This is a genomic window from Bradyrhizobium sp. BRP23 (assembly GCF_020194135.1).
GTDB classification, from domain to species: Bacteria; Pseudomonadota; Alphaproteobacteria; order Rhizobiales; family Xanthobacteraceae; genus Bradyrhizobium; species Bradyrhizobium yuanmingense.
This window is the reverse complement of sequence record NZ_JADYVW010000003.1, coordinates 378,433-397,714: the sequence shown is the minus strand read 5'-3', so window position 1 is coordinate 397,714 and position 19,282 is coordinate 378,433. Positions and strand designations below refer to the sequence as shown.

At 65.1% G+C, this 19,282-nt stretch carries 23 protein-coding genes and 1 pseudogene; 6 read left to right on the top strand and 18 right to left on the bottom strand.

All coding sequences use genetic code 11. The features are described 5' to 3' along the window. Positions 1-7: 7 nt before the first annotated feature. The 10 genes and pseudogenes from I6F24_RS10010 to I6F24_RS09965 form a co-directional block, all read right to left on the bottom strand. On the bottom strand, positions 8-733 hold the full coding sequence (locus I6F24_RS10010) for a sulfite exporter TauE/SafE family protein (RefSeq protein ID WP_225149496.1): 726 nt from the start codon (positions 731-733) through the stop codon (positions 8-10). Between the two features lie 57 nt (positions 734-790). Then, complete coding sequence (locus tag I6F24_RS10005) at positions 791-1,708, bottom strand: ribokinase (protein ID WP_036022691.1); 918 nt, start codon at positions 1,706-1,708, stop codon at positions 791-793. Between the two features lie 12 nt (positions 1,709-1,720). Next, positions 1,721-2,167, bottom strand: a complete 447-nt coding sequence (gene rpiB / locus I6F24_RS10000) for a ribose 5-phosphate isomerase B (RefSeq protein ID WP_036022692.1) — start codon at positions 2,165-2,167, stop codon at positions 1,721-1,723. Positions 2,168-2,239: 72 nt separating this feature from the next. After that, positions 2,240-3,034, bottom strand: a complete 795-nt coding sequence (locus I6F24_RS09995) for a transporter substrate-binding domain-containing protein (RefSeq protein WP_036000770.1) — start codon at positions 3,032-3,034, stop codon at positions 2,240-2,242. Between the two features lie 21 nt (positions 3,035-3,055). Beyond that, a complete protein-coding gene (locus tag I6F24_RS09990; RefSeq protein WP_036000768.1) occupies positions 3,056-3,814 on the bottom strand; it encodes an amino acid ABC transporter ATP-binding protein in 759 nt (252 codons plus the stop codon). 1 nt (position 3,815) lies between these two features. After that, a complete protein-coding gene (locus tag I6F24_RS09985; RefSeq protein ID WP_036022701.1) occupies positions 3,816-4,484 on the bottom strand; it encodes an amino acid ABC transporter permease in 669 nt (222 codons plus the stop codon). 7 nt (positions 4,485-4,491) lie between these two features. Further along, positions 4,492-5,175 (bottom strand): amino acid ABC transporter permease, encoded by a 684-nt coding sequence (locus I6F24_RS09980; RefSeq protein ID WP_036000766.1) that lies wholly within the window; start codon positions 5,173-5,175, stop codon positions 4,492-4,494. Between the two features lie 10 nt (positions 5,176-5,185). Next, a pseudogene (locus I6F24_RS09975) lies at positions 5,186-6,088 on the bottom strand (NAD(P)-dependent oxidoreductase); the annotation flags it as partial. A 51-nt stretch (positions 6,089-6,139) separates the two neighbouring features. Further along, on the bottom strand, positions 6,140-6,880 hold the full coding sequence (locus I6F24_RS09970; RefSeq protein ID WP_036000760.1) for a FadR/GntR family transcriptional regulator: 741 nt from the start codon (positions 6,878-6,880) through the stop codon (positions 6,140-6,142). 167 nt (positions 6,881-7,047) lie between these two features. Then, the gene (locus I6F24_RS09965; protein WP_141697612.1) at positions 7,048-7,248 is read right to left on the bottom strand and encodes a hypothetical protein; all 201 of its coding nucleotides are present in this window, start codon (positions 7,246-7,248) and stop codon (positions 7,048-7,050) included. Between the two features lie 138 nt (positions 7,249-7,386). Between I6F24_RS09965 and I6F24_RS09960 the strand changes: the two genes are divergently transcribed. After that, positions 7,387-8,163, top strand: a complete 777-nt coding sequence (locus I6F24_RS09960) for a potassium channel family protein (RefSeq protein WP_036022702.1) — start codon at positions 7,387-7,389, stop codon at positions 8,161-8,163. Between the two features lie 175 nt (positions 8,164-8,338). Here the strand turns inward: I6F24_RS09960 and I6F24_RS09955 are convergent, their stop codons facing one another. Continuing rightward, positions 8,339-9,109 carry an exodeoxyribonuclease III gene (locus I6F24_RS09955; protein ID WP_225149497.1) on the bottom strand — a complete coding sequence of 257 codons (771 nt, stop codon included), beginning with the start codon at positions 9,107-9,109 and terminating at the stop codon, positions 8,339-8,341. Positions 9,110-9,148: 39 nt separating this feature from the next. On the opposite strand from I6F24_RS09955, the gene I6F24_RS09950 reads away from it, so the two are divergent. After that, entirely contained in the window at positions 9,149-9,364 is a 216-nt protein-coding gene (locus tag I6F24_RS09950) for a hypothetical protein (protein WP_036022695.1), read from the top strand. An 11-nt stretch (positions 9,365-9,375) separates the two neighbouring features. On the opposite strand, the gene alr is transcribed toward I6F24_RS09950, so the two are convergent. After that, positions 9,376-10,653 (bottom strand): alanine racemase, encoded by a 1,278-nt coding sequence (gene alr / locus I6F24_RS09945; RefSeq protein ID WP_225149739.1) that lies wholly within the window; start codon positions 10,651-10,653, stop codon positions 9,376-9,378. A 54-nt stretch (positions 10,654-10,707) separates the two neighbouring features. Then, positions 10,708-12,213, bottom strand: a complete 1,506-nt coding sequence (locus I6F24_RS09940) for a replicative DNA helicase (protein WP_036000744.1) — start codon at positions 12,211-12,213, stop codon at positions 10,708-10,710. Between the two features lie 445 nt (positions 12,214-12,658). On the opposite strand from I6F24_RS09940, the gene I6F24_RS09935 reads away from it, so the two are divergent. Further along, entirely contained in the window at positions 12,659-12,970 is a 312-nt protein-coding gene (locus I6F24_RS09935) for a hypothetical protein (protein WP_225112255.1), read from the top strand. Positions 12,971-12,979: 9 nt separating this feature from the next. On the opposite strand, the gene I6F24_RS09930 is transcribed toward I6F24_RS09935, so the two are convergent. Beyond that, on the bottom strand, positions 12,980-14,230 hold the full coding sequence (locus I6F24_RS09930; RefSeq protein WP_036022698.1) for a cyclopropane-fatty-acyl-phospholipid synthase family protein: 1,251 nt from the start codon (positions 14,228-14,230) through the stop codon (positions 12,980-12,982). A 274-nt stretch (positions 14,231-14,504) separates the two neighbouring features. Here I6F24_RS09930 and I6F24_RS09925 point away from each other — a divergent pair, with 274 nt between their 5' ends. From I6F24_RS09925 to I6F24_RS09915, 3 genes are all read left to right on the top strand, one after another. Continuing rightward, positions 14,505-15,353, top strand: coding sequence for a hypothetical protein (locus tag I6F24_RS09925; RefSeq protein WP_036022699.1), 849 nt, complete (start codon positions 14,505-14,507; stop codon positions 15,351-15,353). A gap of 111 nt (positions 15,354-15,464) precedes the next feature. Next, entirely contained in the window at positions 15,465-16,061 is a 597-nt protein-coding gene (locus I6F24_RS09920; protein ID WP_036000737.1) for a TetR/AcrR family transcriptional regulator, read from the top strand. A gap of 11 nt (positions 16,062-16,072) precedes the next feature. Then, positions 16,073-16,540, top strand: a complete 468-nt coding sequence (locus I6F24_RS09915) for a PaaI family thioesterase (RefSeq protein WP_036000734.1) — start codon at positions 16,073-16,075, stop codon at positions 16,538-16,540. A 75-nt stretch (positions 16,541-16,615) separates the two neighbouring features. Here the strand turns inward: I6F24_RS09915 and rplI are convergent, their stop codons facing one another. The 4 genes from rplI to rpsF all read right to left on the bottom strand — a co-directional run bounded on the left by rplI (position 16,616) and on the right by rpsF (position 19,091). After that, complete coding sequence (gene rplI / locus I6F24_RS09910; protein ID WP_036000730.1) at positions 16,616-17,215, bottom strand: 50S ribosomal protein L9; 600 nt, start codon at positions 17,213-17,215, stop codon at positions 16,616-16,618. A gap of 51 nt (positions 17,216-17,266) precedes the next feature. Beyond that, on the bottom strand, positions 17,267-18,244 hold the full coding sequence (locus I6F24_RS09905) for a DUF2232 domain-containing protein (protein ID WP_074447874.1): 978 nt from the start codon (positions 18,242-18,244) through the stop codon (positions 17,267-17,269). A gap of 134 nt (positions 18,245-18,378) precedes the next feature. Beyond that, entirely contained in the window at positions 18,379-18,618 is a 240-nt protein-coding gene (gene rpsR / locus I6F24_RS09900; RefSeq protein WP_007592020.1) for a 30S ribosomal protein S18, read from the bottom strand. Between the two features lie 5 nt (positions 18,619-18,623). After that, entirely contained in the window at positions 18,624-19,091 is a 468-nt protein-coding gene (gene rpsF / locus I6F24_RS09895) for a 30S ribosomal protein S6 (RefSeq protein WP_025035823.1), read from the bottom strand. Between the last annotated feature and the right edge of the window lie 191 nt (positions 19,092-19,282).

Below are 19,282 nucleotides of genomic sequence, written 5' to 3'. Positions count from 1 at the left end.
GGCTGGGTCACGGCTGCGTTGCGGTCCAGAGCATCGAGAGCCCCGCTGCGATCATGATCGCGTCCATCAGCAGGCGGAAGGTTTCCGGCCTCAGATGCAGCACGAAGCGTTTGGCGATGAAGGCGCCCGACATCAGTGAGGCGCCCGCGATCAGACCCTTGATGAAGACCTGCCCGGTCAGGGCGCCGAAACGCTCGAAAGTCACCGACTTCGCGAAATAGAGCCCCAGCGAGGAGGCCGCTTCGGTGGCGAGGAACGCGCCCTTGGACAGGCCATAGAACAAGAACAAGGGCACGCTGAGCGGCCCGGTCGAGACCACGATGCCGGTGAGATAGCCGATCAGCGCGCCGCCGATGGCGAGATGCCAGAGATTGGCCTTGAGCTCGTGCCGCGCCAGAAAGTGCCGCACCGGCACCATCGCGATCAGGAAGAGGCCGATGGTGAGATCGACGGCATGCGAGGGCAGTGCCAGCAGCGTCCGCGCGCCGAGCGCCGCCGCCGGGATGCCCGTGACCGAATAGGCCGCGCAGGCCCGCCAATCGACCTCGCGCCACCAGGCCAGGATCCGCGAAAAATTCGCCATGACGGAGGCCACCGCCATGATCGGCACGGCCTCCTTCGGCCCATAGGCATAGACCAGCACCGGCATCAGCATGATCGACGAGCCGGTGCCGACGATGCCGGAGATGGTGCCGGCGACGAGGCCGACGGCGAGGACGAAGAGAAAGGCCAAAACAGCCTCCAGGAATCGGGAGAGTTTAGCCGCGGGCAGCGATGCGGGCGATCAGTCCTACGCGAGGGAGCCCATCGCGCTGCGCATGGGCATGCCGGTCTGGGCGCCGGCCTTGAGGCATTTCAAAGCCGCCGCTTCGCAACTCACTTCGAGCGCGCGTTGCAGCGACACGCCTTCGCTGATCATCGCCGCAAAGGCGCCGACGAAGGTGTCGCCGGCGCCGGTCGTGTCCACCGGCGTGATGCGCTGGGCGGGCGCCCGCAGGCGGGTGCCTTCCGCCGTCACGGCGAGCGCGCCTTGTGCGCCGGCGGTGACAATGCAGGTGAGGTTGCCGGACTTCGCGAGTCCGGCGCTTGCGGCTTCGTAGTCGGCGGACGCCAGGCCGATGGCGGTGGCGGCGTCGCGCGCCTCGTGCTCGTTGACGAGGAGATAGTCGGTAACGGCGAGAAGCTCGGTGACCATCTCACGCGTCATCTGCTCCGGAACGGGTGCAAGGTTCCAGATGACGGTGCCGGAGGCCGCGGCGGTTCTTCGGGCAGCTTCCAGCGCGTGCGCAAAGGGCACCTCCATCTGAAGCACTAGTACGGTGCCCAAATTGAACAGCTCGCTCGCAAGATCGCCGGCACGCGCCGTCATGTTGGCGCCGCTCGCCACCGTGATTGCGTTCTCGCCGGCCTGATCGACGGTGATGAAAGCGCAGCCGGTCGGCTCGTCGGCTCTGATGACGCGGTCGGCGTCGACGCCGTTGGCTCTGAGGTTCTCGATCGCGCTGTCGCCAAATCCGTCCCGGCCGACGCGGCCAGCCATGCTCACGCGTCCAGGCCCGGCGATCCGCGCGGCGGCAACGGCCTGATTGGCACCCTTGCCGCCGAAATGCGTCCGGTAGGACGGCGCCAGCACCGTTCGGCCGGGACCTGGAATCACCGGGACCTGCGCGACCAGATCGATGTTTAGCGATCCGAACACCAGGATCATGGCGGAGAGCCCTCAGCCTTCCTCGTCCATGACGCGCAGCTTCTCGACGCGGCGGCGGAAATCCTCGTCGGTGGAGAATTCGGCGGACAGGTACGACGACACGAGATCGACAGCGAGCCAGGCGCCGACGATCTGCGCGCCGATGCACATGACGTTGACGTCGTCATGCTCGACGCTCTGATGCGCGGAGTGGACGTCGTGGCAGACCGCGGCGCGGATGCCCTTCATCTTGTTGGCGGCGATCGAGGCGCCAACGCCGGTGCCGCACACCATGATGCCGCGCGCGGCTTCGCCCGACGTCACCTTCGCCGCCACGGCGCGGGCGATGTCGGGGAAATCCACCGGCTTGTCGTCATAGGAGCCGACGTCGATGACCTCGTGGCCGAGCTTGCGGATGTGGTCGATGACGGTCTGTTTGAGCGGCCAGCCGGCGTGGTCGGATCCGATGACGAGACGCATTCTTTGTCCTTCTTGATCTTTGCATTGATCGTGACAGCCGCGCGCGGCTGTCACGATGTCTTTCCCCGTGGTTCAGCTGCGCATGTCCGCCGGCAGATCGACGCCGTGGAATTTCTTGTAGATGGCGTTGAGCTTGCCGTTCTTGACGTTGTCGGTGATCCAGGCGTTGAGCTTGTCCATCAGCGGCTGCTCACCCTTCTTCAGGCCGATCGCGAGGTCGAAGGTCGCCAGCGGAATCCGGGACTCGAACACGCGCGAGGGATTCTTCACGCCGATCTGGTTGATGATTGTCGCGGACGAGCCGACGCAGTCGACCTGGCCCGACACCGCCGCCGTCACCATGGTGGCATCGTCGTCATAGCGTGCGATCTTGAGGTCCTTGTCCTTCATGTTGGACAAGGTTGTGTCCTGCGTGGTGCCGCGCGAGACGCCGATCGACTTGTCCTTCAGGTCCGGCCAGTCCTTCACGGTCGACGATTTCAGGCAGCCGACGTCGGATTGCAGCGTCGCATAGCGCTTGGTGAAGTCGATCACCTTGGCACGCTCGGCCGTCACCGACAGGGTCGAGATGATGATGTCGGCCTTGCCGGTCAGGACGTTCGGGATGCGGGTCGCACCGGTGGTCTGGATGAATTCCAGCTCGAGGCCCCAATCCTTGGCGAGCATCTGCGCCACTTCGACATCGGAGCCCGTCGGCTTCATGGTGGAATCCATCATGCCCGAGGGCGGGATGGCGAGGTCGGTCGATATGCGGATCTTCTTCGCCTTCATGATGTCGTCGAGCAGATCGGCCGACGCGGGCGTTGCCGCCATCATGATGAGGCCGCACAACGCGGCGGCAGTCCCCAGCACCATTCTGTTGGTCATCCCTTGGTTCTCCTCTCCCTGTTATGATTTTAGGTTCCCCGTCCCCACGAATTGCGTGAGTTCGGGCGTGGTCGGCGACGTCAGGATCGAGGCAGGTCCGGTCTCGTGGACCTTGCCTCGATGCATGAACACGATCCGGTCGGCGATGCCCTTGGCGAAGCCCATTTCGTGGGTAACCATCACCATGGTCATGCCGTCAGCCGCGAGCTGTTCGATCACCTTCAGCACTTCGCCGGTGAGTTCGGGATCGAGCGCGGAGGTGACCTCGTCGAACAGCATCACCTTCGGCTGCATGGCGAGCGAGCGGGCGATTGCGGCGCGCTGCTGCTGGCCGCCCGAGAGCTGCTCGGGATAGGCGTGCAGCTTTTCATCCAGCCCGACCTGCGCCAGAACTTTTCGTGCGAGATCCTTGGCCTGCGACGTCGCCATGCCCTTCACCGCGCAGGGCGCGAGCGTGATGTTCTGCTCGATGGTGAGGTGCGGAAACAGATTGTAGCTCTGGAACACGATGCCGACGTCCTGGCGTAGCGCACGCAAGTTCACGTCGGGACGGTCGACGCGATGCCCGCAGACCACGATCTGGCCGCCGTCGACCTTCTCGAAGCGGTCGATGCAGCGCAGCGCCGTGCTCTTGCCGGAGCCGGAGCGGCCGATCAGGGCGAGCACCTCGCCACGTGCAACGGCAAAGGAGACGCCGTCGAGCACGCGGAGCGCGCCAAAGCTCTTCTGCACGTTGTGGAGCGACACGATCGGTTCGGAGGAGGGGGCGTTTTGCTGCATGTCAGGCTGGCGCGAGGTTGGACCTGCCACGTCCCATCCGCCGTTCCAGCCTCTGGCTGAACAGCGACAGGGGATAGCACATGGCGAAGTAGGTGACGGCGATGATGGCGTAGATGGCGAACGGTTCGAACAGCGAGTTGTTGACGATCTGGCCTGAGCGCATCAGCTCGACGAAGCCGACCACGGACGCGAGCGAGGTGTTCTTGATGATCTGCACCATGAAGCCGACGGTCGGCGGCGTCGCGATGCGGATCGCCTGCGGCAGGATCACCTTGACCATGCGCTGGGTGCGGCTCAGCGCCAGGCCTTCGGCGGCTTCCCATTGCGGCTTCGGCACAGACTGGATGCAGCCGCGCCAGATCTCGCCGAGATAGGCCGCGACGTAGAGCGTCAGCGAGGCACCGGCCGCGACCAGCGGCGAGACCTTCAGGCCGATCGCGGCAATACCGAAATAGCCGAGGAACAGGATGACGAGCAGCGGCGTGCCCTGGATCAACTGGACATAGATCGCACTGGCGAGCCGCACCGATTTCAGCGGCGAGATGCGCGCCAGTGCGATCACGAAGCCGACGATGCCGCCGCCGATCAGCGCGATCAGCGACAGACCGATGGTCCACAGCGCGCCCTGGCCGAGGAACATCAGGTGATTGATGTTGAGATGTCCGCCCATGGTCATCTCACAACGGCGTGCCGAGCCGGCGCCGGCGCGGAAACAGGAGGAGGCCGAGGCCCCAGAAGCCGGCACGCATCACCAGCGACAGGATGACGTAGAGCACGGCGACGATGATGTAGGTCTCGAACGCGCGATAGGTGTCCGACTGGATGTAGTTGGCGACCGCGGTGAGCTCCTCGGCCGAGATCTGCGAGCAGACCGAGGAGGCCAGCATCAGGAGCACGAACTGGCTGGTGAGCGCAGGATAGACCTTCTCGACCGCCGGCAGCAGGATGATGTGCCAGTAGATCTGGAAGCGCGACAGCGCCAGCCCCTCGGCGGCCTCGATCTGCCCGCGCGGGATCGCCTCGAAGCCGGCCCGCATGATCTCAGCGGTGTAGGCGCCGACATTGATGGTCAGCGCCGCCACCGCCACCGTGAAGGCGGAGTATTTCAGGCCGAGGCTGGCGAGGCCGAAATAGACCAGGAAGATCTGCACCAGCAGCGGGGTGTTGCGGATGGTCTCGACATAGACTTTGCAGGCACCTGCAATCAGCGAATTGTGTGTGCCGCGTCCGACCGCCGCGAGCGTGCCGAGCAAAGCGCCTAGCACGGTCGCGAAGAATGCCAACTCAAGCGTGAGGACGGCGCCGGCCAGAAAGCTCGGCCAACGCTCCAGCACTGCGGGAAAGTCGAGTTGGAGGCTCATCGTTCCAGGGTCAGCCGGTGGTCTGGTTGGTCATGCGGTCATAGACGCGGAACAGCGCTTGGTTGCCGTTGCTGCCTTCGCCATGGGCGCGCGCGTCGACATATTGGCTGGTGACGAGCGCGGTGCCAGGCAGGGGCACGTTCAGGGCCTGTGCGTGCTCCTGCACCAGGCGAAGGTCTTTGAGCTGCAGATCGATCCGGAAGCCCGCGGAAACGTCGCCGGCGATCATCGCGGGGCCGAGCTTGTCCAGCATCCAGGAAGCGGCGGAGCCGCCGAGCAGCACCCGGCGGAGCAGGTTGAGATCGAGGCCCGAAGCGCGGCCGAGCGCGAGCGCCTCGCAGATCGCCTGGATGTTGATGCCGCAGATCAGCTGATTGCAGAGCTTGACGGTCTGGCCGGCGCCGGATGCGCCGACATGGGTGATGGTCGTGCCCATCGCGCGGAAGAACGGCTCGGCCTTGGCGAACGTGTCCGCATCGCCGCCGGCCATGATCGAGAGCGCGGCGTTCCTGGCGCCCACCGGCCCGCCGGAGACCGGCGCGTCGATGAAGCCGACGCCTGTCTTCTGCAGGTCCGAATGGATGCGGCGGACGGCGACCGGCGAGATCGTGCTCATGTCGACGATCAGCTTGCCCGGCGGCGGGGAATTCAGCAGGCCCTGCTCGCCGTAGATCGTCGCCTCGACGTGCGGCGTGTCGGGCAGCATGGTGATGACGATATCGGTGCCTTGCGCGGCATCGGCAGGGCTTTTGGCACGCGTCGCGCCTTCCTTGACGCTGTCGGCCAGCGCGGCTTCGTTCAGATCGAAGACGCGGACCGCGTGGCCCGCCGCCTGCAGGTTGCGCACCATCTCCCGCCCCATCGTGCCGATGCCGATGAAGCCGACCTTGCCCTTGTCGTTCCGTCCCATGTCGTCAGTCCGTTTCTTGTTTAATTGGCGTCTTGATTGAAGGGCTGTGCGCGATCAGCCCGAGGCACTTGTCTTGTCGATGTCGCCGACGACGGCGCGTCTGCGGTATTCGTCGCCGATGGCGAAATGCTTGCGCAGCGTCGCATCCGCGCGCTCGGGATCGCGCGCAATGAGGGCTTCGAAGATGCGGCGGTGATCGTCGACAAGGTAGGTCTTCATCGACGGGAAGGCCTGCACCAGCTCGCGGCGGCTGCGATGCGAATGTGTCAACAGGCCCGCCATGGAGGCGTGCAGCACGCTCAGCGTCTCCGAATGTGAGGCGACGACGATCGCGCGGTGGAAGTCGAAATCGGCCATGCCGCCGGCATCGGCTTCGTCGATGGTCTCGCCGATCTTCGTCAGCGCGCGCTGCAGCCGTTCGAAATCGGCGATGTTGGCGCGCTCGCAGGCGAGCCGGATCGCCTGGCATTCGATCGCGACGCGCGCCTGCATGACGTCCTCGAGCATGTCGGCCTGCTGGGCGAGGGCGAAGGTGAAGAAGTCGTTCAGCACCGAGACATCTGGCCGCGTCACGACGGTGCCGATGCGGTCGCGGATCTCGACGATCCCGAGGACGGTGAGGGCGCGCAGCGCCTCGCGGACGATTGGCCGGCTGACGCCGAGCAGGGTGGCGAGCTCGCGCTCCGAAATCAGGCGGTCGCCCGGCCTGAGCGAGCCGGTAAGCAGGCGCTCGCGCAGGAAGGCAAACACCTTCTCGAACCCCTTTTCGCCGTCGGCGGCTCGCTTGAACTCCATCCCCGTCTCTTTGGTCTGATCGTGGTCAGACCAGTATGCTTACCAGGCCGCGGAGGTCAAGAGGCTTCCCTCCGAGGGATCAGCGGGGCGAGCTCGATCGCGGAGCACCGCAATGATGAGGCTTCATGGCGCCGCGCCGGCTCGGTTTGCATCTTTCGTCTGACGGCTCAGCCTTGAACGTTCCGACCGGCTCTCCTCGCGTGCTCCTGATGTTCGACGGACGCAAGGAGCTCCAGTTGGCTCGCCAGAGCGAGATAGGCGTTGGAAACGCTCAGAAGCACATTGGCGAGGCGCTTCGCCGATGTGGCATCATTCGCGCGCGCTCGATATTGCTCCGCAAGCTTGCGACAATCGTCGGGTTTGAGCATTCAGCCCCCAAAGAGAGCTGAACACCGCGTCGCGGTCCGGGTTCCTAATCGCGAGGCCCACTCTAGCTATACAGACGTCGTCGGTTGCGGCACACGCTCCGAGTTGCCATCATCCGTGCAAACCGCGATCATGGTGCAGTGACCCTCACGTCTCTCAAAAGCAACGTCCGACTCCTTTACGAGGGCGCAACGCCGGACGGCGTGCGCTTCCGTTATGCGCTGCTCATCTTCGATATCGTGACGGTGCTGTTCATTATTGCGACCTCGTTCCTGCCGCCCAGTGACATCGTCGAGACGCTCGATGTCCTGTTCGGCGTCATTCTGCTTGCGGACTTCTCCGCCCGGCTCCTGGTCGATCAACATCCGTTTCAAAAATTCACCCAGCTCGCGACCTGGGCTGACATGGTTGCGATCGTGTCCTTCCTGGCACCCCTTGCCGGCGAGGCGGGCGGCTTTCTCCGGATTTTGCGGACGTTGGGCCTGCTTCGCGACTACCAGATGCTGGTGAGGCTGCGCATCGATTCCCCGTTCTTTCGTCGCAACGAAGAGGTCATCTTCGCCGTCACGAACCTCGCCGTTTTCATCTTCGTGATGACCGGGATCGTTTACGAGACCCAGAAGTTTCGCAACGACGAGATCCGGAACTATGCCGATGCCCTGTATTTCACCGTCACGGCGCTGACGACGACCGGCTTCGGCGACATCACGCTGGCGGGTACGTTCGGTCGTCTGATCACCGTCGTGATCATGATTTTCGGCGTGACGCTGTTCTTCAATCTCGCCCGCGCGCTCCTCAGTCCCCACAAGGTGCGGTTTCCATGCCCGACGTGCGGGCTCCAGAGGCACGATGCCGATGCGGTGCATTGCAAGGCTTGCGGCACCGTCCTCAACATTCCCGATGAAGGGGCGATCTGAAGAGCCCTCGGCGCCACGTGGACGCCTTCGATGGTGACATCATGCCAGTGTTTTGCCCGACGGATCAACTTTGATTTCGGTTTACCCGTAAGTAATTGAGCGGACTGGGGCCAGCTACTGTGCATGGGGTTGTTTTCAGGTTTTATCGGGCGGCCCGCTGCTGACTGCGTTTGGGTCACCGCAACACCACCCACGCCGGCGCGTGATCGCTGGCGCCGTCCTCGCCGCGGATCTTCTTGTCGACGCCGGTTTTGGCGAGGCGCGGGGCGAGGGCAGGGCTGAGCAGGAGATGGTCGAGCCGCAGGCCCGCATCGCGTGGCCAGCGGTTCCGCTTGTAGTCCCAGAACGTGTAGATGCGCTCGTCCGGATGCAGCTCGCGGATCGCGTCGCACCAGCCTTGCTGGACCAGCGCGGCAAAGGCTGCGCGGCTCTTCGGCTGGATCAGCGCATCCTTGTCCCATGAGCGCGTCGGATAGATGTCGATCTCGGTGGGCGCGACATTGTAGTCGCCGGCGAGCACCACCGGCAGGTCCTGCTTGATGAAGGTGTTGGCGTGGCGCCGCAGCCGCGCGAACCAGTCGAGCTTGTAGTCGAATTTCGGTCCCGGCTGCGGATTGCCGTTGGGCAGATAGATGCTGGTGACGATGACGCCGCGTACGGCGGCCTCGATGTAGCGCGCTTCGAGATCGGCAGGCTTTCCCGGCAAACGGTCGCGCGTCAGCACGGGCTCGGCATTGCGGGCGAGGATGGCGACGCCGTTCCAGGTCTTTTGTCCACGCCACACCGCGCCATAGCCGGCCCTTTCGATGGCGGCTGCCGGAAATTCGCCATCACTTGCCTTCAACTCCTGGAGCGCGACGACATCGGGCTTCGCCATTCGCAGCCATGCCAACAGATTGGGCAGGCGGCGGTTGATGTTGTTGATGTTGAATGTCGCGATCTTCATCTAGAGCTACCGGCTCTGCCTTTCGTCCCCGGAGATACAATGTCCAAACTGAGCTTTGCCGCTACCGCCTTCGTCGTCGCGTTCTCCGGGGCCACGGCACAGTCAGCCGAAACGCGCGGCGCGTGCAAGGCTGACTACGACAAATTCTGCGCCGGCATCGCGCCGGGTGGCGGCATCGTCGCCTGTCTCAACGCCAAGCGCGACCAGCTCAGCGCCACCTGCAAGACGGCGCTGGACAGCAGAAAGAAGAAGTAGGTGCGGATGGTTTAACTTGGCAGCGGCGGCAACGCCGACGGCTGTTCGATCGACGGTGGGGAAGGCGGCTGCCCCGCGTTCGAGGCGGGCTTCGGCTTCGTCAGCGGCTCCTCGACATTGCCACCCTTGTAGACGCGGGCATAGCGGCGGCCGAGGCTGGTCAGCACCTCATAACCGATCGTGCCGAAATGGTGCGCGAGCTCGTCGACGGTGATGCCTTCGCCGAGCAGCGTCACCATGTGCCCGCGCCGCACCGCGTTCGGCGGCAGATCGGTGATGTCGATCGCGATCAGGTCCATGGAGATGCGGCCCGCGACAGGGCAGCGCTTGCCGGCCACGATGACATCGGCGCCGCGGGTGCCGTCGTTGGAGCTGGCGGCGCGGAAATAGCCGTCGGCATAGCCGACTGCGATGATCGCCAGTTTCGTCGGCCGCCGCGCGGTCCAGGTGCCGCCATAGCCGACGGTCTCGCCGCGATCGATGGTGCGGATCTGCACGATGCGCGCCTTGAGGTCGACGACCTGCTGCATGGGATTGTCGGCCTCCGGCGTTGGGTTGACGCCGTAGAGCGCAGCTCCCGGGCGCACCAGGTCGAACTGGAAGGGCGCGCCGAGGAAGATGCCGGAGGAGTTGGCGAGTGCCGCCGGCACGCCTGTGAACTCGCTGGCGATGCTGCGGAAGGCCGCGAGCTGTCTGGCATTGATCGGGCTGTTGAGCTGCTCGGCCGAGACCAGATGGCTCATCACCAGCGTGATGCCGTGGTCGCCGGCGTTGATGCGGGGGATGATGGCCTGCGCTTCCGACAGCGTCAGCCCGAGCCGGTTCATGCCGGTGTCGATGTGAACAGCGGCGCCCCCGTTCCAGCCGGTGCGGCGGCAGAACACGTCCCATTCGGCGAGTTCGTTGAGATCGCCGATCACCGGACGGCAATTGATCTTGGCGTAGTGCTCGCCGGTGTTCTGGAAATAGCCGCCGAGCACGTAGATCGTGGGCTCCGGAACGGCGGCGCGCACCTTGCGCGCTTCCTCGATGGTGGCGACGAAGAAGGTCTTGCAACCGGCTTTGCTAAGGGCGCGCGACACCTGCTCGGCGCCGCAGCCATAGGCGTCGGCCTTGATCACCGCCGAACATTCGGCCGGCACCGCGGTCTTCTCGAGCTTGCGCCAATTGGCGATGATCGCATCGAGATCGACGGTCAGCACGCCGCCGAAGGCGGCGAGCGCGGCAGCCTGGTTGGCCTCCGGGGAGAGTGGGCCGGATTGCGGGATTGATTTCGGGGCGGACGCCATTGTCATGGCGTCGTTTTACGCAAGAGACGGGCCCCGTTCAACCCGGGGAACAATCTAGTAGTCGCTGCGGTCCGGCAGTTGGCCGTCATGCGCGAGGTCGCCGAAGCGCGTGACCGAGGCATCGAAGTGCAGCTCGACGGTGCCGGTCGGACCGTGGCGCTGCTTGCCGATGATGACTTCGGCGCGGCCCACGGTGCGTTCCATGTCGGCCTGCCATTTGGCATGCTCTTCGGTGCCGGGGCGCGGCTCCTTCATGGCGAGGTAATATTCCTCGCGGAACACGAACAGCACGACGTCGGCGTCCTGCTCGATCGAGCCGGATTCACGCAAGTCCGACAGCTGCGGCCGCTTGTCGTCGCGCGATTCCACCTGACGCGAGAGCTGCGACAGCGCGATCACGGGAACGTTGAGCTCCTTGGCCAGCGCCTTCAGGCTGGTCGTGATCTCCGTGATTTCCTGCACGCGACTGTCGCTGGCGCGCTTGCCCGAGCCCGAGAGCAGCTGGATGTAGTCGATCACCAGGAGATCGAGGCCCTTCTGGCGCTTGAGCCGGCGCGCGCGCGCCATCAGCTGCGCGATGGAGAGGCCGCCGGTGGCGTCGACGTAGAACGGCAGCGACTGCAGCTCGATCGAGACCTGCCGGATCTTCTCGAAATCGGCCTCCGTGATGCCGCCGCGGCGGATGTGGGAGGAGGGAATGCCGGTGCGCTCGGCCACGATACGCGTGGCGAGCTGGTCGGCCGACATTTCGCAGGAGAAGAAGCCGATCACGCCGCCATTGGCGGCCTTCATGGTGCCGTCGGCCTGAAGCTCCGGCACGTAGGCCTGCGCGACGTTGTAGGCGATGTTGGTCGCCAGCGACGTCTTGCCCATGCCGGGGCGTCCCGCGACGATGATGAGGTCGGAATGCTGCAGGCCGCCCATCTTGGTGTCGAGGTCGCGCAGGCCCGTCGAAATGCCCGACAGCTTGCCGTCGCGCTGGAATGCCTTGGCCGCGAGATCGACCGCGACCGTGAGCGCCTGCGAGAATTTCTGGAAGCCGCCGTCATAGCGGCCGGACTCGGCGAGCTCGTACAGCTTGCGCTCGGCGTCCTCGATCTGCGCCCGCGGTTGGAAGTCGACCGGGGCGTCATAGGCGACGTTGACCATGTCCTCGCCGATGCCGATCAGGTCGCGGCGCAAGGACAGATCGTAGATGGTGCGGCCATAGTCCTGGGCGTTGATGATGGTGGTGGCTTCGGCCGCAAGCCGCGCCAGGTATTGTCCGATGGTCATGCCGCCGACATCGGTATCGGCCGGCAGGAACGTCTTCAGCGTGACCGGGGTGGCGATCTTGCCCATCCGGATCAGGCTGCCGGCGGTCTCGAAGATGGTCTGGTGCAGCGGCTCGAAGAAGTGCTTGGCCTCCAGGAAGTCGGAGACGCGGTAGAAGGCGTCGTTGTTGACCAGGATTGCGCCCAGAAGGCTCTGTTCCGCCTCGATATTGTGCGGTGCGCTCCGATAGGCGGGAGTTCCGGCATCGGGCGCGAGTTTGAGAACGTTCGAATCAGTCAGTGCCATGGTCGGACGTGCTTAGCAATTTTCTTGGGCGGATGCGGGGCCGGGATAAAGCGCCGCCGCAGGTCAAAGCGGAAGCAAAAGCTGACCGCTATCAACCGCTCAGTTAAAATGGTGGATGATTAGCAGTCGCAGCACGCGCCGCGCTTGACTGGATTTTGGCGGAGCTCGCTCGGCGCAGAGGGCTGTGATCGCGCCGCGGAAAAATCCTGAAACCCGTGAACCCTGGGGGCTGACGCGCAGACCTACCGAGAGGCGCCCAAAATGACGCACGCTGACCGATTCGGCTCGGCTTCAGACCAGCAGGAGGTAGACCAGCGCAACCAGAGCCGCCCCAACGCCGGTGACGATCAGGGCGTAATCGGTGCGGAGGTCGTCCTGCACGTCGAATGAGGTTTGGGTCTCTTTGCTCATGGCGACGGTCTAAGCCAGGCCCGACCAGACTTCTGTGAACCAGATCACATCTCCCCGGATTCTTTCGGGTGTCATGTCGGAACAGGCGGATGGGCAGGGGATTATCTCATTCCCCGCCAACAGGGATACGAGGCGAGCGATGCAGCCAGAACGGCAGCACCAGAACTGGCGAAGCGAGGCAGGCAGCCGGCTTTGGCTGTCGGGGCTGATCGCGGCTATGAAGCACGCGGAGCGGCCCGAGGTCCGTCGCCAGCCGGTCGCCCCCGAAATCCTGCTGGAATTGCGGGCGCAATTGGCGTTAACGGCGTCTTTCCGGACGTCCGGGATTTCGACCCTGCGTCACTAGGATCCGGACCTATTCACCAGCCAGCTTGAGCTTCGGCATGGCCGCGCCCTCCCGGGCCCGCAGCCGGGCTTCTTCCTGCGGGATATAGTCGCGGGTCATCGGCACCACGCCCTGGCGACGGGTGATCTGGATCTGGAAGTTCATCATGGCTTGCTTGCGGAACGTCATCTCGCAGGCCGCGAGGTAAAATTCCCACATCAAGGCGAAGCGCTCGTCGTAGAGCTGCACGGCTTCCTCGCGCCGCGCCATGAACCGCTCGCGCCAGGCCTTCAGCGTCTCGGCGTAGTGCAGGCGCAGAATCTCGATGTCGCAGACCAGCAGGCCCGCGCGCTCGATCGCCGGCAGCACCTCCGAGAGCGCGGGGATGTAGCCGCCGGGGAAGATGTATTTGGCGATCCAGGGATTGGTCGAATCCGGGCCCTGCGAACGGCCGATCGAATGCAGCAGCATGACGCCGTCTTCCTTCAGCAGCTCGGCGCAGCGCTGGAAGTAGGCGTCGTAGAATCTCGCCCCGACATGTTCGAACATGCCGACGGAGACGATGCGGTCGAACGTACCTTCGACGTCGCGATAATCCTGGAGCTGGAATCTGGCCGAGCCCGTCAGGCCCTTTTCGGCGGCGCGCGCATTGGCGACCTCCAGCTGCTCGGTCGACAGCGTGATGCCGGTGACGTCGGCGCTCGCGATCTCGGCGAGATAGAGCCCGAGGCCACCCCAGCCGGAGCCGATGTCGAGCACGCGCTGGCCATTGCTGACGAGAAGTTTCGCCGCGATGTGCCGCTTCTTGGCAAGCTGCGCGTCGTCCAGCGACATCTCGGGCGTCTCGAAATAGGCGCAGCTATATTGCTTGTCGGCATCGAGAAACAGCGAATAGAGGCGGCCGTCGAGATCGTAATGATGAGCGACGTTTTGACGGGAGCGCGGGCGGGGATTGAACTGCTTGAGGTGCCGCGTCAGGTAGCGCAGGTGCCACCACGGCTTTGCCCACTGCGGCAATGGGTCGGGTTGATCGAGCAGGATCGCGAGGGCATCAGCTATGGTGCCGCGCTCGACCACGAACTCGCCGTTCATGTAGGCCTCGCCCAGCCCCAGCTCGGGATTGACGAGGACCCTCCGCTCGGAGTCGGCGGTGACGAAGCGGACTGCGACCGGCTCGCCGGAGCCGTCGCCGACGGTGAACTTCGACCCGCTCGCGCTGGTCACCGTCAACGACCCGCGGCGGATGAATTGGGACAGAAATCGACGCAACAATCGGTCCATCGGCAATCCTCTCGAGCGAACCCGAAAGATGCGACTACCCGGCCTTTATAACTGACGCCCAGGCGCCGCAGCGGTTCCTATGCGTTTGCATTCAAATCTAGCGAGCCGGTTCCGGCTGCGCTATTGCACTGTGTTCAAAGTAGATATTCGAAAACCGCTTAATCACATCCTTGCGCGCGGACCTGCTTCCATTCGCGGCTCAATCGGTTAAAAGGTGACCGCCGCCGCGCCGGATGCCGGCTGCATTTGCGGAAATTCAACGGAGATGATGGGAATGTCGAGCCGAGCGCTCAGCCTCGCGACGGTGTTGCTTCTGATTGGCTTCGGTGCGGCTAATTCCGTTCTTGCGCAGGCGACGAACCTCGAGGCTGGCAAGACCCCGTCGCAGCTGTTCTCGCAGACCTGCAATGTCTGCCACAAGAGCCCGCGCGGGCTGCTGAAGTCCGTGTCGCCCGGCTCGCTGCCGGGATTCCTGCGCCAGCACTACACGACGAGTTCGGATATGGCGGGCGTCCTCTCCGCCTATCTGATCTCGAACGGTGCCACCGACACGCGCTATCAGGCCAAGGACGCCAAGAAGGACGGCGCCGCGCCTGAACAACAGGGTCGACGCCAGCGCGCGCAGGATGCCGCGAGGCCGGAGGGCGAGGGCGCTGCTCCTGCCGCCGAGGGTACGCGCCAGAAGCGTGCGGCGCGGCCGGCCGAGGAGGGTGCCAAGCCGGAGGGAGAGGCTGCGCCCGAGGCACGCAAAGGCAAGCGGCGCGCCAAGCCCGGCACGGAGGAAGCCCCGAAGGTCGATGCCGCGGCGCCGGCGACCGACGACAAGAAGAGCGAGCCGAAGCCGGAGCCCGTCAAGCCTGACAGCGCCAAGGTCGAGCCGCGCAGCGAGACGCCGGCGCCGCGGCCCGATCCGATCCCGCAGGTGACGCCGGCCGCTCCAGCCGCCGCCAAGCCCGCTGAGCCGGCCGCGCCCAAGCCGGTGGAAGAGGCTGCTCCGAAACCTGCCGAGCCGGCCCCCGCGGCCAAGCCGCAGGAACAGGCGCCGCCCGCGACCGCTGCAGCCCCGCCGCCGCCGGCGCCGCCTGCGTCCTCCGGTCCGCCGGTGCCGCCGATCTCGCGCTAAGTCATCCGGATCTTTCGATCGACGATGCGAAGGCCGCGCCCATCCGCGGCCTTCGCATCGTCTTGACCGTCATTAGAGTAGTACTCTAGAGTATTGCTCTAGGAGGCGCCCATGACGGCGAGCGTACGAGACGATCTGTTGGCGGCCGGCCTTGCCGTGTTCGACCGCGTCGGCTTCGAAGCCGCGACGGTGGCTGCGATCCGTACCCGCGCGCGGGCTTCCAACGGCAGCTTCTTCCACGTTTTCGGTTCGAAGAAAGAACTTGCCGGTGCGTTGTTTCTGGAGGTCTTGCGGCACTATCACGCCGCGATACTGGCCGCGCTCGATCCCGGCCCCGACGCCGAGCGGGGCATCGATCGCCTGATCCGGGCGCATCTCGACTGGGTCGTCACCAGCCGGCGCGAGGCGCGCTACCTCTTCGAGATCTCGCGCAGCGAGTGGGGCGAAGACGTGCGCGACGCCCAGCGGGCGCAGAATGCGCGGCTTGCCGAAGGCATTGAGCGCTGGCGCGCGCCGCTGGTGGCAAGCGGCGAACTTCTGCCGATGACACCGGTGATGTTCGTCAGCCAGCTGATCGGTCCGGCGCAGATCTTCTGCCGCGCCTTCCTGTCGGGTCGCGAGCGAACCGATCCGCGCATCGAGGCGGACACGCTGATCGCCTGCGCCAATCGTGCGCTGAGGCCGTTCGATCGCATCAACAAGCAATAAGGGGAGATCGCATGCGGGCCGAAGCTGATCCGGAATTTGCGCCGATTGCCGAGCGCATCCACGCCAATATCGGCCGGCAGGGTTTCATGAACCTGGTCGGCGCCGAGCTCTCCGAATTGTCGCGCGGCACCTGCACCATCGCCGTGGAGCGCCGGCCGGAGCTGTTACAGCAGCACGGCTTCTTCCATGGCGGCGTCACCGCCTTCCTGGTCGACAACGCCACCACGATCGCAGCCGCCACGTCGCGCGGCCAGCCGGCGCTGACGGCGGAATACAAGCTCAATCTGTTGTCGCCCGCGGTCGGCGAGAAGCTGATCTGCCGCGCCCGGGTGATCAAGCCGGGCCGCCAGGTCGCGGTGGTCGCCGCCGACGTGTTCTGCGTCAGCGACGGCGTCGAGAAGCATACGGCCACCGCGCTGGCCTCGATCGCGATGCTGAGCGAGGACGTCGCTGCCAAAACGAAAAGCCCGGCCGCGTGAGGCAGCCGGGCTTTGATCGGGATCGTCATCCGGGTCTGGTCTTGCGGACCGTCCCGGAATGACGAGTTGAGCTGCTTACTTCTCTTCCGCAGCCGGCGCCGGCGCGACCTCGTCGTGCTGGGCTTCCGGATCGAAGAACTCGCCGGCGGCGGCGATCGCCTCGGCGGCCGCATCGCGATCCTCATTGCGGGTCGAGATGTCCTCGCCGCGGTTGATGCGCTCGGCCTCGTCCTGGCTGCGGGCAACCGTGACGGTGATCTCGACCTCGACTTCGGGATGAACGGCAACGGTGATCGAGTGCTTGCCGATGGTCTTGATCGGCGCGTCGAGCTGGATCTGCGGACGGGCGAGCGAAACGCCGTCGGCTTCGAACGCGAGCACGATGTCACGCACGTTGACCGAGCCGAACAGCTGGCCGGCTTCCGAGGCCTGGCGGATCACGATGATGTTCTTGCCCTCGATCTTCTCGGCGACCTTGGACGCCTCGGCCTTCGAGGCGAGGTTGCGCGCTTCGAGCTCGGCCTTCATGCCGTCATACTTGGCCCGGTTGTCGGCGGTGGCGCGCAGCGCCTTGCCGCGCTTGAGCAGGAAATTGCGAGCGTAGCCGTCGCGAACCTTCACGACTTCGCCCATCTGGCCGAGCTTGTTGACGCGTTCCAGCAAAATGACTTCCATATTCGTTCTCCTTTTGAAGTGCTCTCGAAGGTTTCAGTTTCGGGGTTGAACTCAAGGTGTAGGCAGTGGCGGCGGCTGCCGGCTGCGCAGGAAGCGTTCGCGCAAGCCAAACAAGGCATCCGCAAGCCCAAGGATTACCATCGCGACCACGGGCCATCCGAACACGACCACGGCGGCGTAGGTCGAGCCGAGCCAGAACGTGCGGCCGTTCAGCGCGAGCGTCAGCGTATGCAATACGGCGAAACCGGCCAGCGCATAACTCATCATCAGCGCGGCGGTGGCGATCTGCGCCACGATGCCAAGCAGCCCCCCGGTGAAGCAGAAGGCGAGGGAGATGCACAGCACCACCAGCGTCATCTGCGGCAGCTCGGTGGTCTTGAGGTCCGGCCAGGGACGGCGCAGCCGGCCCGACGTCGCGGTCACCTTGGCGCTGAGCCAGAGGTTGAGAGTGAGCGTCATCGTCGCGGCAATCGTGGCGGCGGCGGGTGCGATGCGCACCAGCGCGTCGACGAACTGGCTGGCTTCGCCCGAAGTTTGCGGGTCGGTGGCGCGCAGGAGGCGCGTCAGGCCACGGCGCAACGTGCCGGTGATGGTCTCCGCGTCGGTCCCGAGAGTGAGCAAAGCGGCCATCGTGGTCAGCGTCGCGAAGCCTGCAATCCAGAGCAGGATGCGGCCGACCGGGTACCACTCGACGTCCGGCTCCGCGGAGGGCGCTGTGCCGGTGGCAGGCGCGGCGCTTCCCACCTGACGTCCGAGCAGGACGAGATGGCCGAGCCACCACGCCGGCAACGCGACGGTGACGGCGAAGGCGATGCAGTAGGGCAGGCCGAACAGGGCGCCGAGGCCGATCGCGGCGGCGATGCCGCCGAGGCTCGCGCAAAGCGGGCCCCAGCCGATCGCGGCGACCATCAGGGGGAGCGGAGCGAGATAGAACAGGACGAGCGCGATCAGCGCCCCCGAGATGATCGAGGCGAACATCAGGGCCGACGCAGCGCCGGCGATCAAGGCTATCAGTGCAAAGGCCATCATCAGCTGTCCCGCTCCCTTCGAGCGGTTAGAGGCGTCGCTTGCCCCAACCATCGGCGACCGGACGACCCGGAAGCCTTATGAGTTCGAAAAGTCGCGACCGGCGGCGCTAGCCGCCGCCGGTCGAATTGGTCGTATCAGCGAATGACGTAGGGCAGGAGGCCCAGGAAGCGCGCGCGCTTGATGGCGCGGGCGAGCTCACGCTGCTTCTTCGCGGACACCGCGGTGATGCGGCTCGGCACGATCTTGCCGCGCTCGGAGACGTAACGCATCAGCAGCTTGGAGTCCTTGTAGTCGATCTTCGGAGCATTGGCGCCCGTGAACGGGCAGCTCTTGCGACGACGGAAAAACGGGCGGCGTGCACCAGCTTCAGCCATGATTCTTACTCCCCATCCGTGGTTTCAGCTTCATCGCGCGGACGGCGCGGACCGCGATCGCCGCGGAAACCGCCCTCGCGGTCGCCACGGAAGCCGCCTTCACGCTCGCCGCGGAAGCCACCGCCGCGATCGTCACGCTCGCGGTCGCGATCGGCCTTGCGCATCATCGCGGACGGGCCTTCCTCGAGCTCCTCGACGCGGACGCTGAGATAGCGGATCACGTCTTCGCTGATGCGCTCCTGGCGCTCGATCTCGGCGATCGCCGCGGACGGCGCGTCGATGTTGAGCAGCACGAAGTGCGCCTTGCGGTTCTTGTTCATGCGGTAGGTGAGGGAGCGCACGCCCCAATTCTCGGTCTTGGTGATCTTGCCGCCGAGACCTTCGACGATACCGGTCATCTGCGCAGTCAGCTCTTCGACCTGCTGCGGGCTCGCGTCCTGACGCGCGAGAAAAACATGCTCGTAAAGAGGCATGGTCGTCCTTTCCTCATGTTGGCGCATCGCCCGGCGTCAAACCCTTAAGAGGCCTTCGGAAAGGACTCTGGGATCAAGCTCAGAAGGCGGAAACACGGGACGACGGGCCGACTGGCCCTGCCACACCAAAATCACGAATGATTTGCTGAGACCGTCCGTTCAGCTCCCGGCCGGGGTCTGCGGATGGGCGC

Bases quoted from the DNA above. Each gene is read 5' to 3' on its own strand.
- alr (WP_225149739.1), bottom strand. From the start codon at position 10,653: ATGGCGTCCGCCCCGAAATCAATCCCGCAATCCGGCCCACTCTCCCCG.
- I6F24_RS09995 (WP_036000770.1), bottom strand. From the start codon at position 3,034: ATGACCAACAGAATGGTGCTGGGGACTGCCGCCGCGTTGTGCGGCCTC.
- I6F24_RS10005 (WP_036022691.1), bottom strand. From the start codon at position 1,708: ATGATCCTGGTGTTCGGATCGCTAAACATCGATCTGGTCGCGCAGGTC.
- rpiB (WP_036022692.1), bottom strand. From the start codon at position 2,167: ATGCGTCTCGTCATCGGATCCGACCACGCCGGCTGGCCGCTCAAACAG.
- I6F24_RS09920 (WP_036000737.1), top strand. From the start codon at position 15,465: ATGACGGCGAGCGTACGAGACGATCTGTTGGCGGCCGGCCTTGCCGTG.
- I6F24_RS09970 (WP_036000760.1), bottom strand. From the start codon at position 6,880: ATGGAGTTCAAGCGAGCCGCCGACGGCGAAAAGGGGTTCGAGAAGGTG.
- I6F24_RS09965 (WP_141697612.1), bottom strand. From the start codon at position 7,248: ATGCTCAAACCCGACGATTGTCGCAAGCTTGCGGAGCAATATCGAGCG.
- I6F24_RS09925 (WP_036022699.1), top strand. From the start codon at position 14,505: ATGTCGAGCCGAGCGCTCAGCCTCGCGACGGTGTTGCTTCTGATTGGC.
- I6F24_RS09940 (WP_036000744.1), bottom strand. From the start codon at position 12,213: ATGGCACTGACTGATTCGAACGTTCTCAAACTCGCGCCCGATGCCGGA.
- I6F24_RS09930 (WP_036022698.1), bottom strand. From the start codon at position 14,230: ATGGACCGATTGTTGCGTCGATTTCTGTCCCAATTCATCCGCCGCGGG.
- rpsF (WP_025035823.1), bottom strand. From the start codon at position 19,091: ATGCCTCTTTACGAGCATGTTTTTCTCGCGCGTCAGGACGCGAGCCCG.
- I6F24_RS09905 (WP_074447874.1), bottom strand. From the start codon at position 18,244: ATGATGGCCTTTGCACTGATAGCCTTGATCGCCGGCGCTGCGTCGGCC.
- I6F24_RS09990 (WP_036000768.1), bottom strand. From the start codon at position 3,814: ATGCAGCAAAACGCCCCCTCCTCCGAACCGATCGTGTCGCTCCACAAC.
- I6F24_RS09950 (WP_036022695.1), top strand. From the start codon at position 9,149: ATGTCCAAACTGAGCTTTGCCGCTACCGCCTTCGTCGTCGCGTTCTCC.
- rplI (WP_036000730.1), bottom strand. From the start codon at position 17,215: ATGGAAGTCATTTTGCTGGAACGCGTCAACAAGCTCGGCCAGATGGGC.
- I6F24_RS09985 (WP_036022701.1), bottom strand. From the start codon at position 4,484: ATGGGCGGACATCTCAACATCAATCACCTGATGTTCCTCGGCCAGGGC.
- I6F24_RS09955 (WP_225149497.1), bottom strand. From the start codon at position 9,109: ATGAAGATCGCGACATTCAACATCAACAACATCAACCGCCGCCTGCCC.
- I6F24_RS09980 (WP_036000766.1), bottom strand. From the start codon at position 5,175: ATGAGCCTCCAACTCGACTTTCCCGCAGTGCTGGAGCGTTGGCCGAGC.
- rpsR (WP_007592020.1), bottom strand. From the start codon at position 18,618: ATGGCTGAAGCTGGTGCACGCCGCCCGTTTTTCCGTCGTCGCAAGAGC.
- I6F24_RS09915 (WP_036000734.1), top strand. From the start codon at position 16,073: ATGCGGGCCGAAGCTGATCCGGAATTTGCGCCGATTGCCGAGCGCATC.